12 protein-coding genes are annotated in these 11,864 nt (G+C 65.9%); 9 read left to right on the top strand and 3 right to left on the bottom strand.

Going from position 1 to position 11,864, the window contains the following annotated elements; all coding sequences use genetic code 11:
* Positions 1-43: 43 nt before the first annotated feature.
* From A7D16_RS05095 to A7D16_RS05075, 5 genes are all read left to right on the top strand, one after another.
* A complete protein-coding gene (locus A7D16_RS05095) occupies positions 44-1,471 on the top strand; it encodes a sensor histidine kinase (RefSeq protein ID WP_064630432.1) in 1,428 nt (475 codons plus the stop codon).
* Positions 1,456-2,799, top strand: a complete 1,344-nt coding sequence (locus tag A7D16_RS05090; protein WP_064630430.1) for a sigma-54-dependent transcriptional regulator — start codon at positions 1,456-1,458, stop codon at positions 2,797-2,799. Before A7D16_RS05095 ends, A7D16_RS05090 begins: the two co-directional genes overlap by 16 nt.
* A 298-nt stretch (positions 2,800-3,097) precedes the next feature.
* Positions 3,098-3,877: a hypothetical protein gene (locus tag A7D16_RS05085; protein WP_064630428.1), complete on the top strand. Its 780-nt coding sequence runs from the start codon at positions 3,098-3,100 to the stop codon at positions 3,875-3,877.
* Positions 3,878-4,025: 148 nt separating this feature from the next.
* Positions 4,026-4,649, top strand: a complete 624-nt coding sequence (locus A7D16_RS05080; protein ID WP_064630427.1) for a hypothetical protein — start codon at positions 4,026-4,028, stop codon at positions 4,647-4,649.
* Positions 4,650-4,753: 104 nt separating this feature from the next.
* Positions 4,754-5,977, top strand: a complete 1,224-nt coding sequence (locus A7D16_RS05075; protein WP_064630425.1) for an MFS transporter — start codon at positions 4,754-4,756, stop codon at positions 5,975-5,977.
* Between the two features lie 37 nt (positions 5,978-6,014).
* Here A7D16_RS05075 and A7D16_RS05070 read toward each other — a convergent pair whose 3' ends face one another.
* Positions 6,015-6,491: a tRNA (cytidine(34)-2'-O)-methyltransferase gene (locus tag A7D16_RS05070; RefSeq protein WP_064630423.1), complete on the bottom strand. Its 477-nt coding sequence runs from the start codon at positions 6,489-6,491 to the stop codon at positions 6,015-6,017.
* Positions 6,492-6,517: 26 nt separating this feature from the next.
* Positions 6,518-6,970, bottom strand: a complete 453-nt coding sequence (locus A7D16_RS05065; protein WP_064630421.1) for an XAC0231 family protein — start codon at positions 6,968-6,970, stop codon at positions 6,518-6,520.
* A 386-nt stretch (positions 6,971-7,356) separates the two neighbouring features.
* On the opposite strand from A7D16_RS05065, the gene A7D16_RS05060 reads away from it, so the two are divergent.
* The 4 genes from A7D16_RS05060 (at position 7,357) to A7D16_RS05045 (ending at position 11,130) form a co-directional block, all read left to right on the top strand.
* Positions 7,357-7,677, top strand: a complete 321-nt coding sequence (locus A7D16_RS05060; RefSeq protein ID WP_064630419.1) for a DUF4156 domain-containing protein — start codon at positions 7,357-7,359, stop codon at positions 7,675-7,677.
* 101 nt (positions 7,678-7,778) lie between these two features.
* Positions 7,779-8,795: a 3-oxoacyl-ACP synthase III gene (locus tag A7D16_RS05055; RefSeq protein WP_064630417.1), complete on the top strand. Its 1,017-nt coding sequence runs from the start codon at positions 7,779-7,781 to the stop codon at positions 8,793-8,795.
* A gap of 171 nt (positions 8,796-8,966) precedes the next feature.
* Entirely contained in the window at positions 8,967-10,085 is a 1,119-nt protein-coding gene (fic, locus tag A7D16_RS05050) for a protein adenylyltransferase Fic (protein WP_064630414.1), read from the top strand.
* Between the two features lie 139 nt (positions 10,086-10,224).
* Positions 10,225-11,130, top strand: a complete 906-nt coding sequence (locus A7D16_RS05045; RefSeq protein WP_064630413.1) for an alpha/beta fold hydrolase — start codon at positions 10,225-10,227, stop codon at positions 11,128-11,130.
* A 152-nt stretch (positions 11,131-11,282) separates the two neighbouring features.
* Here the strand turns inward: A7D16_RS05045 and A7D16_RS05040 are convergent, their stop codons facing one another.
* Positions 11,283-11,666 carry a YkgJ family cysteine cluster protein gene (locus A7D16_RS05040; protein WP_064630411.1) on the bottom strand — a complete coding sequence of 128 codons (384 nt, stop codon included), beginning with the start codon at positions 11,664-11,666 and terminating at the stop codon, positions 11,283-11,285.
* Between the last annotated feature and the right edge of the window lie 198 nt (positions 11,667-11,864).

Below are 11,864 nucleotides of genomic sequence, written 5' to 3'. Positions count from 1 at the left end.
CGGCGAGCTCTATCATCGGCCGACCTTCTTCGGATCGCCTGTCATGCCACGTTCGTTGCTGCGACAACTGCTGCTGATCTGGGTGGTGATCGTGGCCGCTTGCGTGGGCGTGACCACGATGTTGTATGGCCTGTACCGGCAGACCGAGGGCGTGCGGCTGGAACAGGCGCGCCAGCAGCTGACCGACCAGTGCACGCGCATCGTGCAGCGCTATGCCGGCGCAAGCGAAGCGGCGCGCAGTGGCGACAACGGTGCAGGGTTGGCGGCAGTGGTGGTGCAACTCGTGTTAACCGATGCGCCCGGAGTGGAAGGCGGCGTGTGGAATGTCGACAAGGGTTTCATTGCCTACGCCTATCCCACCTACGACGGCAGCGACCACAAGACCGATATCCCTGCGGCCGAGTGGACCAGCATCGTGGGGACCGCGCGGCAAAGTGCAGTGGGCAACACGCCGGTGCAGTTCCGTCGCGATGGCAGCCGCGAAGTGGTGTTGATCAGCGCCTGCCCGCTGGCCGCGGGAACTGCTGCATGGACCATGTCGCGGGTGCCGGCCAGCACTTCGGATGCGTGGCGGCCATTGGCCATCGGCATGCTGCTGATCTTTGCGATGGTGGTGGTGTCTGCGATTGCGTTGGGTGTGGTGGTGCGGCGTTGGAGCCAGCGCTTGCAGCGCATCCAGCAGGCGCTGGCCGCCGATACCGAAACGCCGCAGATCCCGGTGACCGGTGCGCCGGAGCTTGACCGCCTGGGCGCCGCGGTCACCGACTATGCGCAGCGCAATGCGCAGGCGCTTGCACAAACACGCAGGCTCGCAGAGGAGCTGTCGCGGCACGAGCGGCTTGCTGCACTCGGGCGCATGACGGCCACGGTCGCGCATGAAATCCGAAACCCCATCGCCACCATGCGGCTGGCGGTGGAAAACGAGATCGCGCGCCGCGATGCCACGCCGGACGATGCTGCGCATGGCGAGTTGATGCTGGGGCAGATTCGCCGGCTGGATGGGGTGGTCGAAAGCCTGCTCGGCATGGTGCAGCCGATCCGGCTGCAGCTGGAGACGGTGCTGGTGCAGGACTGGTTGGCGCGCGTGCTGGAGCCGGGCCTGCCAGCGCCGCAGTTGAAGGTGCCGGACACGCCGCTGCAGTGGACCTTGGACCCGCAACAGCTTGAGCGCGCCGTGCATAACCTGCTGCGCAACGCGCTGCAGCACGCGGCCGCAGGTACACGCGTGCGGTTGGAGGCCACCGCCAGCGAACACTCGTTGCGCTTGCAGGTGTCCAATCGCGGCGAGGCGATTGCCGCGCCGATCGCCGCGCAGCTGTTCGAGCCGTTCGTCAGCGGGCGCAGCGACGGCAATGGGCTTGGCCTGGCGCTGGTGCGCGAGATCGCGCGCGCGCACGGCGGCCAGGTGCACTACACGCATGCCGATGGCGTGACCCATTTCATTCTGGAGCTGCCATGGCGCGCATCCTGATCATCGATGACGACGCAGCGTTTCTGGCGACCTTGCAGGCGACCTTGCGCTCGCTCGGGCACACCGTGATTGCGGTCGATAACGGGCCCGATGGTGTGGCGCGCTTGAACGAGGGCGGGCTGGAGCTGGCGTTCGTGGATTTCCGCATGCCCGGCATGGATGGCATCGAGGTGCTGCGCGCACGCCTGGACAATGCGCTCGCGCGCCAGGTGTCGTTGGTGATGCTGACCGCGTATGCGTCCAGCGGCAACACCATCGAAGCGATGACGCTGGGGGCCTTCGATCACCTGGTCAAGCCGGTGGGGCGTGCCGATATCGTCGATGTGGTGGAGCGTGCGTTGGCGAGCCGCGCAGATGCACCGCCTGCCGATGACGACGAGATGCCAGCGCCCGAAGACGACGATGCGCTGGTTGGCCATAGCCCGGCAATGCGCATGGTGCATAAGCGTATCGGGCTGGCAGCCGGCGCGGAGTTGCCGGTGCTGATCACCGGCGAAACCGGTACCGGCAAGGAGCTGGCCGCACGTGCGCTGCATCGTGCCAGTGCGCGCGCGCAGGCCGCTTTTGTCGCGGTGAACTGCGCGGCGATTCCGCTGGAGTTGATGGAAAGCGAATTGTTCGGCCATCGCAAGGGCGCCTTTTCCGGTGCGACCAGCGACCGCATCGGCCTGATTCGCGAAGCCGACGGCGGCACCTTGTTTCTGGACGAAATCGGCGACATGCCGCTGCCGATGCAGGCAAAGCTGCTGCGCTTTCTACAGGAAGGCGAAGTGACACCGCTCGGTGGGCGCGGCGCGCAGAAGGTGGATGTGCGCGTGCTGGCCGCCACCCATCGCGATCTGGCAGCGTGGGTGGCGGCCGGGCAATTCCGCAGCGATCTGCGCTACCGCTTGAATGTGGTGCCGATCGAGCTGCCGCCGCTGCGCGAGCGCGGGCAGGACATCGTGCTGCTGGCGCACTACTTTTTGCGTGGTGGCCATGGCAGCGCGCGTGCACTGTCGCCGGCGGCGCAGGCACGCCTGTTGGCGCATCCGTGGCCAGGCAACGTGCGCGAGTTGCGCAACGTCATGCAACGCAGCCAGCTGCTGGTGCGCGGCCACCGGATCGAGGCCGAGGATCTGGACGAAGCACTCGGCGAGACGGCCACCCAGCACTTCGCACCAGTGCCCAGCGATGTCAGCCTGCCCGAGGCCGTGGCGCGCCTGGAGAAACAGATGATCCAGGCCGCGCTGGCGCACAGCGGCGGCAATCGCGCCGAAGCGGCGCGCAGGCTCGGCATTCACCGGCAGTTGCTGTATCGCAAGCTCGATGAGCATGGGTTGCAGTAACGGCCGGGCGCTGCATGCGGCGCGTGGCGTCGCGCTTGGTCATCCCTGCTGCCTGGCCGCTGAGGAGTGAGGTCATCCAGATGCGGCGTCGTGGCGCTGCGCAATGCGTCCAGATCACGACACGGATGGGCAGTGCGGCCCACATGTGTCTTCAAAGCGGACAACCTGTCTGGAATGCAGACGCCTATGTGCCGTTCCAGCAACACAAACCCCTTGAAACCAAAGGATTTCGACGTTGGCACAGTTACTGCTTTGTAGTTACCGCAAGCGGCGCTCCTGCCGCTCTGGAGAACACCTGATGATGCGTCAGACCGCACTTGCTTTTGCATTGGCCTGCAGCGTGGCAACGGCCGCCGCGCAGGTGCCTGCAGCACCCGCCGCAGCGATTGCACCGCCTCCGCCGGTCGGCGCCCCGCCACCGCCGCCAATGCCACCCGCACCGCCAGCGCCCGTGGCCGCCACGCCGGTGCAGGTAAACGGTACCGTCGAGCGTTTCATGCTCAATCCCAATGGCGAGGTCGATGGCCTGTGGCTGCGCGACGGCACCCAGGTGGCGTTTGCGCCGCATCTGTCCAGCGAGCTGCAGGCCGCCGTGCGCCGTGGCGATGCGGTGGCCGTGCAGGGCTATCGCCTGGGCAGCCTGCCGGTGCTGCGTGCCAGCAGCATCCGTTCCACCCGCGGCGGGCGCGAGGTGGTAGACCGTCCGCCCAGCGCTGCCCTGCCGCCCGCACCGCCGGCGCCTGCCGCGTTGACGCCCTTGCAGGCGGAGGGCCGCATCGAGCGGCTGGTGTATGGGCCGGGTGGCGAAACCAATGGTGCGCTGTTGAGCGATGGCACCGTGGTGCGCATGCCGCCGCATCTGGCATTGCAACTTGGCGACCTGTTGCGCACCGGCGCGCCATTGAGCGTGCGCGGCTTCGGTGTCGCCACCACCGCAGGGCGCGCGATCGAAGCCACCCAGGTGGGCCGCGACCGCGCCTCGCAACGGGCGTTGTTCAACCCGCCGCGTCCGGATGGCCCGCTGCCACCCGCACCGCCGGCACCGCCGGTGCCACCGGCTGCGCCGCCGCCGCGCTGATCCGCGCACTGCGTTGATCCAGCCACCGTCGCCTGCGCGTCGGTGGCGCTGACACCGAAGTTGTCTACGTGCCCTCACCGCGCCGCATGCGTGGTGCCGGGCGCGGATTGCCGGCATTGGCCGGTCCTTACCTTGTTGGAGTAACACCATGCATTGGGTCGACCCTGATTTCCTCCCCGCCACCCGCGGCACCCTGGCGCGTTTCCTGCTCAATCCCAAGGCCGATATCGATGGCCTGCTGCTTACCGATGGCACCGAAGTGCACACGCCGCCGCATCTGTCGGCTGCGCTGCTGAAGGCGCTCAAGCCCGGCAGCACGCTCACCCTGCGCGGCCTCAAGCCGCGCGATGTGGACATGCTGGTGGCCCTGGCGATCGACCCGGAAGGCGGCAAGCGCATCCTCGATGAAGGCCCGCATGGGCCGCATGCCAAACCCAAGCCCAAGCCCAAGCCGCCGGGCAAACCGCCCAAGCCGGAAGTGGCCCAGCACAGCGGCACCATCACCCGGTTGCTGCACGGCCCGCACGGGCAGGTGCACGGGGTACTGCTGGACGATGCGGTGACGGTGCGGTTTGCGCCGCATGCCGGTGCCGATTTCGCCAAACAGCTGGTGGTCGGCAAGCCACTGGTAGCCGAAGGCGATACCAAGGCCACCCCGCACGGCGTGCTGATCCATGCCCACGCCTTGGGCAGCAAGGCGGCGACGCTGAAGCAGATCGCGCATCCGCCGCACGGCTCCGCACACAAACCCAAGCCCAAGCCCAAGTATTAGGAGCCGGACATGCAGCCACCGCGTGCGGTTGAGATGGTTGCCCTCCGGTCTGTCACGCACGCCGGCCTGTGTGCCGGCGTTGCATCGCATGGCCGAGCACTGCCATGCCGATGACCAGGGCCAGGCCGCGCGGTACGCGCGCGCTGGAAGCACTGCACTTCAGCGTGGCCGATGTGCAGGACGGGCTGGGGCCGTTCCTCAGTGTGTTCCTGCAGTCGAAGGGCTGGTCGGTGGCGGCGATCGGCACGGTGATGAGTGTGGGCGGCATTGCCGGCATGCTCGCCACCACGCCAGCCGGCGCGCTGGTCGATGCCACCCGGCGCAAGCGCGCCGTGGTGGTGATCGGCTGCCTGGCGATCCTGCTTGCCACCGCGTTGATCTGGCTGCATCCCACCTCTTCCGGGGTGGTTGCCGCGCAGGTGGCCTCGGCACTCGCAGCGGCCGGCATCGGCCCGGCATTGACCGGTATCACCCTGGGGCTGGTGCACGCGCGCGGCTTCGACCATCAACTGGCGCGCAATCAGGTTGCCAACCATGCCGGCAACATGCTGGCGGCGGTGCTGGCCGGCTGGTTGGGGTGGCGCTACGGGTTTGCGGCGGTGTTCCTGCTCACCGCAGTTTTCGGCGTGCTGGCGCTGGTGGCCGTGCTGGCGATTCCGGCGGCGGCCATCGACCACCGCGCAGCGCGTGGTCTGGGAACCCGCGACGGTGGCGATGCGCTGCGTGGCTGGCGGGTGTTGCTGACCTGCCGCCCACTGGCGTTGCTGGCGGCCACGCTGGGGCTGTTCCATCTGGGCAATGCGGCGATGCTGCCGCTGTACGGCATGGCGATTGTGGCGGCGCATGCCGGCGACCCGAGTGCGCTGACCGCCACCACCATCGTGGTGGCACAGGCCACCATGATGGTGGTCGCATTGCTGGCGATGCGCTGGATCCGCGTGCACGGGCATTGGTGGGTGTTGCTGGTGGCCTTCATGGCCTTGCCATTGCGCGCGCTGGTGGCGGCATCGGTGATCCATGGCTGGGGCGTGTTTCCGGTACAGATCCTCGATGGGCTCGGCGCCGGCCTGCAAAGCGTGGTGGTGCCGGCGCTGGTTGCGCGGTTGTTGCAAGGCACCGGGCGCGTGAACGTCGGCCAGGGCGCGGTGATGACGGTGCAGGGCATCGGTGCAGCGCTGAGCCCGGCGCTTGGCGGCTGGCTGGCGCATGCCTTCGGCTACCGCATCGCGTTTCTGACGTTAGGTGCGATCGCGCTGCTGGCGGTGGCCTTATGGGCTGGCTGTCGCGGCATGTTGCAGGCCACTGGCGCTGTGCAGGCTGCGCGGTGATCGACGCGCAGCTGCGTGTCGCTGCGTTCGACAGTGGCTAGTGGCCGCCAGCGAAGTTCCACTGCCGCCAGGCTTCGAACACCATCACGGCAACCGTGTTGGACAGATTGAGGCTGCGGTTGTCCGGGCGCATCGGCAAACGTAGCCGGTGCTGCGGCGGGATCGATTCCAGCACCTCGGCCGGCAGGCCGCGGGTTTCCGGGCCGAACAAGAACGCGTCGCCATCGGCGAATTGCGGTGTGTCGTAGCGCACCGTGCTGCGGGTGCTCAGTGCAAACACGCGCTTGGGCGCGATCGCGGCCAGTGCGCTTGGCAGGTCGGCGTGCACCTGTAGCGGTGCGTATTCGTGATAGTCCAGGCCGGCGCGCTTGAGCTGCTTGTCGCTGAGGTCGAAGCCGAGCGGCTCGATCAGGTGCAGACGCGCGCCGGTGTTGGCGCACAAGCGAATCACATTGCCCGTATTGGGCGGAATTTCGGGCTGAAACAGGATGACATCGAGGACGGGGGCTGACATGCGCGCAAGTGTAGCTGCGCGCGTGCTTAAAGGCTGATGGCGGCGTTGACCAGCGCTTCCAGCTCGACCGGCGAGGGCTGCATCTGCGGTGCCGGCAGGTTGACGATGACCTGGCCCATCAGCGCACCGATCGCGGTAGCGGCCTGGCCAGTGGCGGTCTGCGTGCTGGCGGCGGAGTTGCGCACCACCCGATCGGCGCGCTGTTCGGCCGAAGGACGCACCTGCACCGCAGCCAGGGTGACGATGCGCGGGCCAGCCTGTTCGGCAGCCAGTGCAGCCAGCTGCTCGGCCGACGGGCGTACCTGTACGGCGCTCAGGGTGCGGATGTCGCCGCTGCGCTCCAGCGTTTGCTGGGCGATCTGATCGGCGGCCGGGCGGACCTGGACGGTGTCCAGGCTGGCGGCCTGGGCATATCCGGCCAGGCTGGCGCCAGCAAACAGGGCGGCGGAGAGGGCGATGCGCAGGGTCTGGGTCTTCATGGCGAGGTCTCTTGGTGTTGTTAGTCAGTGGTGTGGTAGTAAGGTAGTACACCGTTTCGGTATACACAAGGACTTTCGCTGCATTTTTTTTTCATTCAGCTGGAGGTCAGTTTCGAGTGCGAGCGGTGTTGCGAGAGACATCAGAGCAAACCGCGCGCATAACCGCAGGCCATTGTTTTAAATAGGTTTTTGTGCGTGCGGCAGTGTCCGTGTCCGACACCCGGACGGATCGCAGGACGGTGGACACGGCGCCAGGCCTGTCATGGCAGCTGGAACGCTGGCGATTCAGCGCGCTGAATGGGGCAGGTGCAGGCGCCGGTACGCGCCTGATGGCCGGCAGGCAACTGCGGCACAATCCCGGCCTTGCCCCTTAGGTGTGATGACTCATGCGCGTGCTGATGCTGTCTGTTCTGGTTGCCACCACCACCGCGGCCTGCACCTGGGTGCCGATCAAACAAAGCGGCAAAAGCGTGCAGGTCCTGCCCAAAGGCCCTGTGCCAGCTGGGTGTCAGCAGCAGGGCGAAGTGGTGGTGACGGTCAAGAGCAAGGTCGGTTTCTACAACCGCAACCCGCTGCGCGTGCAGGAAGAGCTGGAAACGCTGGCGCGCAACGAGGCGCCGGGTGCCAATGCCAATGCGGTGCAGGCGCAGGGTGAGCCGGCCGATGGCAGCCAGCGTTTCAACGCGTTTCGCTGCCCGCCGCGCTGAACCGTTGGGCTGGGACGGAGGCTGTTCAATTGTAAAGATGCGGTAAAACCGGCCAGCAGCTAGACTGACGCCCCCTCGCCTGACGCCATGGCGCTATTTCGATGCTCTTCCAGAATGTCTCCATCGCGGGACTGGCGCACATTGATGCGCCGCACACGCTGACTTCCAAGGAAATCAACGAGCGCCTGCAACCGACCTACGACCGCCTCGGGATCAAGACCGACGTGTTGGGCGACGTTGCCGGTATCCATGCACGGCGCCTGTGGGACCAGGATGTCCAGGCATCGGACGCCGCCACGCTGGCCGCACGCAAGGCCCTGATCGACGCCGGCATCGGCATCGAAAAGATCGGCCTGCTGGTCAACACCTCGGTGAGCCGCGACTACCTGGAGCCGTCCACGGCCTCCATCGTGTCCGGCAATCTGGGCGTCGGCGACCACTGCGTGACCTTCGACGTGGCCAACGCCTGCCTTGCCTTCATCAACGGCATGGATATCGCCGCGCGCATGCTCGAGCGCGGCGAGATCGACTACGCGCTGGTCGTGGATGGCGAGACCGCCAACCTGGTGTACGAGAAGACCCTCGAGCGTATGACCTCGCCGGACGTCACCGAGGAAGAGTTCCGCAACGAACTCGCCGCGTTGACCCTGGGCTGCGGTGCTGCGGCCATGGTGATGGCGCGCACCGAGCTGGTGCCCGACGCGCCGCGCTACAAGGGCGGCGTGACCCGCTCGGCCACCGAGTGGAACAAGCTGTGCCGGGGCAACCTGGACCGCATGGTCACCGACACCCGGTTGCTGCTGATCGAAGGCATCAAGCTGGCGCAGAAGACCTTCGTGGCCGCGCGTCAGGTGCTGGGCTGGGCGGTGGACGAACTGGACCAGTTCGTCATCCACCAGGTCAGCCGCCCGCACACCGCCGCGTTCGTGAAGTCGTTCGGCATCGACCCGTCCAAGGTCATGACCATCTTCGGCGAGCACGGCAACATTGGCCCGGCCTCGGTGCCGATCGTGCTGAGCAAGCTGAAGGAGCTTGGCCGCCTGAAGAAGGGCGACCGGATCGCGCTGCTGGGCATCGGCTCGGGCTTGAACTGCTCGATGGCGGAAGTGGTTTGGTGAAGCCGCATGGCCATCCCAGAGATGGGCTGGCCGCTTTCTAGCAAGCGGTTGCCACGTTCCATCCCACTCCAGGCGCCGATTGCGCTCATGGCAGTCTCGATAAGTATGAGATTCCAGTTTTTTCGACATGACGCTGGCATCATGTCGATTCTGTCGACATGAGCGCATCGCATGGATCCCCAGCGTCCGTATAACGATCTGCCTGCGTTGCCGCCTGCGGTGGAGCTCGAGACCCGCGGGCTGCTCAAGGCATGTATTGAGGCGCACAAGGCATTGGCATCGCTTCGCCAGGCCACCGGACATTTGCCAAACCCGGCTGTGTTGATCAATACCATTCCCATCCTGGAAGCACAGGCGAGTTCGGAGATCGAGAACATCGTCACGACCACGGATGAGCTGTTTCGCTACGCCGCGCATCAAGACGCTGCCAATCCAGCAACGCGAGAAGCCCTGCGCTATCGCACCGCCTTGCAGGAAGGCTTTATTTCGCTGCGTACGCGCCCGCTCTCCACCCGCACCGCAGAGATCGTATGCACTCGCATCAAAAATGCAGAAATGCAGGTGCGGCGTGTACCCGGCACGGCACTGGCCAATCAGCAGACCGGTGACGTGATCTATACGCCCCCAGTCGGCGAGGCGGTGTTACGCGAAAAGCTGGCCAATTGGGAGCGCTTCATCCACGAGGCGCCCGAGATCGACCCATTGATTCGCATGGCAGTGGCGCACTATCAATTCGAGGCCATCCATCCGTTCACCGACGGCAATGGGCGTACTGGACGTGTGCTCAATCTCTTGATGCTGGTCGAGCAGGATCTGCTTGACCAACCTGTGCTGTACCTGTCTCGCTACATCATCGAACGTAAGGCGGATTACTACCGCTTGCTGCTGGCCGTCACGCGCGACGGCGCATGGGCCGAGTGGGTCGCTTACATGCTGGATGCAGTTGCCGATACCGCACGCTGGACCGGCGCCAAGATCGAGGCCATTCGCCAATTGCATGAGCATGCATGTGAGTGGGTTCGTGCCGAGCGCCCGAAAACCTACAGCCGCGAACTGGTGGATGTGCTTTTCAGCCAGCCTTACTGCCGCATTCAAGGCGTCGTGGATGCCGGTATCGCCAAGCGCGAAACCGCGGCGCGTTATCTTCGCGACTTGGTGGATATCGGCGTACTGCACGAGCAGCGCATGGGGAAAGAGAAATTGTTCCTGCATCCGGCGTATCTGCGCCTGTTGTCCGACAATGCGCACGCAGCGCAGCGTTATGCCTTGCCGCAAAGAATTCAGCACTGATGCCTAGCAAGCAAAGCAGCGAGCTTGCATCGCCTGTCTCGCTGGAGCTTGCCGACATGCGCGAAGCCGTTGCTGTACACGTGCCAGGTCAGCGCCTGAGCCGTGCAGACCCTTTTGAAACATATCGGATACGTTTTTCATGAACTACCCCGGCTATCCCTTCACTCCCAAGCGCCTTGAGGTGCGTCCCGGCGTTGCGATGTCGTATCTGGACGAAGGTCCGCGCGATGGCGAGGTGGTCGTGATGCTGCACGGCAATCCGTCGTGGAGTTATCTGTGGCGGCACCTGGTGAGCGGGCTGTCCGATCGCTACCGCTGCATCGTGCCCGACCATATCGGCATGGGGCTGTCCGACAAGCCGGACGATGCGCCCGATGCGCAGCCGCGTTACGCGTACACGCTGCAGTCGCGCGTGGACGATCTGGACACGCTGTTGCGGCATCTGGGCATCACCGGGCCGGTCACGCTGGCGGTGCACGATTGGGGCGGCATGATCGGCTTCGGCTGGGCGCTGTCGCACCATGCGCAGGTCAAGCGGCTGGTGATCACCAACACGGCTGCATTCCCGTTGCCGGCGGAAAAGCCGATGCCGTGGCAGATCGCGATGGGGCGCCACTGGCGGCCGGGCGAGTGGTTTATCCGCACCTTCAATGCGTTTTCGTCCGGCGCTTCGTGGTTTGGCGTATCGCGGCGGATGCCGGCCGATGTGCGTCGCGCCTACGTGGCGCCGTACAACACCTGGCGCAATCGCATCTCCACCATCCGCTTCATGCAGGACATCCCGCTGTCGCCGGCCGACAAAGGCTGGTCGTTACTGGAGCGCTCGGCGCAGGCGTTGCCCGCGTTCGCCGATCGCCCGGCCTTCATCGCCTGGGGCTTGCGCGATATCTGCTTCGACAAGCACTTCCTGGCCGGCTTTCGCAAGGCGCTGCCGAATGCCGAAGTCACCGCGTTCGAGGATGCCAATCACTACGTGCTGGAAGACAAGCATGAGGTGCTGGTGCCGGCGATTCGTACGTTTCTGGAGCGCAATCCGCTGATGTAACGCGCTACCGCCGGCATTAGATCGCACGTGCTCGCCAGCTGCGAGCCGTGCCAAGCAGATGCGGGCCGTGCAAGGCGACGCAGCGGAGCGGTCGTGCAGGCTATGCGTCGGCGGTCTTCAGGGACGCATTGCGTGCGTGTTGCGCTGACGCGTTACAGCACCGGCAACGGATTGCGTTGCGCATCGTCCACGCCAGCCCAGTCGGCCTCGGTCAGTGCATGCAGGCCATGCGCCAGGCGCGATTTATCGCACTGTGCACTGCGCAGCCCGAATTCCAGCGAGGCCGGGACGGCGGCGCAGGACGACGGGCGCCGGTCATGGATGCTGCAGCGGCTATACCGGCCGATGTCGGCATCCAGGGCGATGCAGCGTGGCTGCGATTGCGAGGTGCCGCGCATCACGCGCTCATGCGTGCGCAACGATTCGGTCAACTCGATCGGCACCCTGCCACCCAATGCGGGGTCGGCTTCGCTCCAGTGGAAACTGACGCGGAAATAGGCGCAGCAGGCGCCGCAGGTAAGGCAGGGGTGTGCCATGGAATGCCGGGCCTGGCGCGGCGAAATCGCGTGGGGAGCGCGGCATTCTGACCGAACCACGGCGCGAAACAAGGGGCGCGCGACGACGGCCGGTTAGCGATTCAGATGTGGTCTGCGCCGCATGGACGTCCCACGGCCAGCGCGTGATGTGTTGGGTGCGCCATGCGATGCGTGCGCACTGCGATAGCGTGTGCGGCG

This window comes from Xanthomonas nasturtii, assembly GCF_001660815.1.
GTDB lineage: Bacteria > Pseudomonadota > Gammaproteobacteria > Xanthomonadales > Xanthomonadaceae > Xanthomonas > Xanthomonas nasturtii.
Note: the sequence above shows the minus strand (reverse complement) of the source record. Positions and strands in the feature narration are given on the sequence as shown.

What these genes read in the sequence shown, in the direction of transcription:
- A7D16_RS05095 (WP_064630432.1), top strand. Translation starts at nt 44, where the DNA reads ATGCCACGTTCGTTGCTGCGACAACTGCTGCTGATCTGGGTGGTGATC.
- A7D16_RS05090 (WP_064630430.1), top strand. Translation starts at nt 1,456, where the DNA reads ATGGCGCGCATCCTGATCATCGATGACGACGCAGCGTTTCTGGCGACC.
- A7D16_RS05085 (WP_064630428.1), top strand. Translation starts at nt 3,098, where the DNA reads ATGATGCGTCAGACCGCACTTGCTTTTGCATTGGCCTGCAGCGTGGCA.
- A7D16_RS05080 (WP_064630427.1), top strand. Translation starts at nt 4,026, where the DNA reads ATGCATTGGGTCGACCCTGATTTCCTCCCCGCCACCCGCGGCACCCTG.
- A7D16_RS05075 (WP_064630425.1), top strand. Translation starts at nt 4,754, where the DNA reads ATGCCGATGACCAGGGCCAGGCCGCGCGGTACGCGCGCGCTGGAAGCA.
- A7D16_RS05070 (WP_064630423.1), bottom strand. Translation starts at nt 6,491, where the DNA reads ATGTCAGCCCCCGTCCTCGATGTCATCCTGTTTCAGCCCGAAATTCCG.
- A7D16_RS05065 (WP_064630421.1), bottom strand. Translation starts at nt 6,970, where the DNA reads ATGAAGACCCAGACCCTGCGCATCGCCCTCTCCGCCGCCCTGTTTGCT.
- A7D16_RS05060 (WP_064630419.1), top strand. Translation starts at nt 7,357, where the DNA reads ATGCGCGTGCTGATGCTGTCTGTTCTGGTTGCCACCACCACCGCGGCC.
- A7D16_RS05055 (WP_064630417.1), top strand. Translation starts at nt 7,779, where the DNA reads ATGCTCTTCCAGAATGTCTCCATCGCGGGACTGGCGCACATTGATGCG.
- fic (WP_064630414.1), top strand. Translation starts at nt 8,967, where the DNA reads ATGGATCCCCAGCGTCCGTATAACGATCTGCCTGCGTTGCCGCCTGCG.
- A7D16_RS05045 (WP_064630413.1), top strand. Translation starts at nt 10,225, where the DNA reads ATGAACTACCCCGGCTATCCCTTCACTCCCAAGCGCCTTGAGGTGCGT.
- A7D16_RS05040 (WP_064630411.1), bottom strand. Translation starts at nt 11,666, where the DNA reads ATGGCACACCCCTGCCTTACCTGCGGCGCCTGCTGCGCCTATTTCCGC.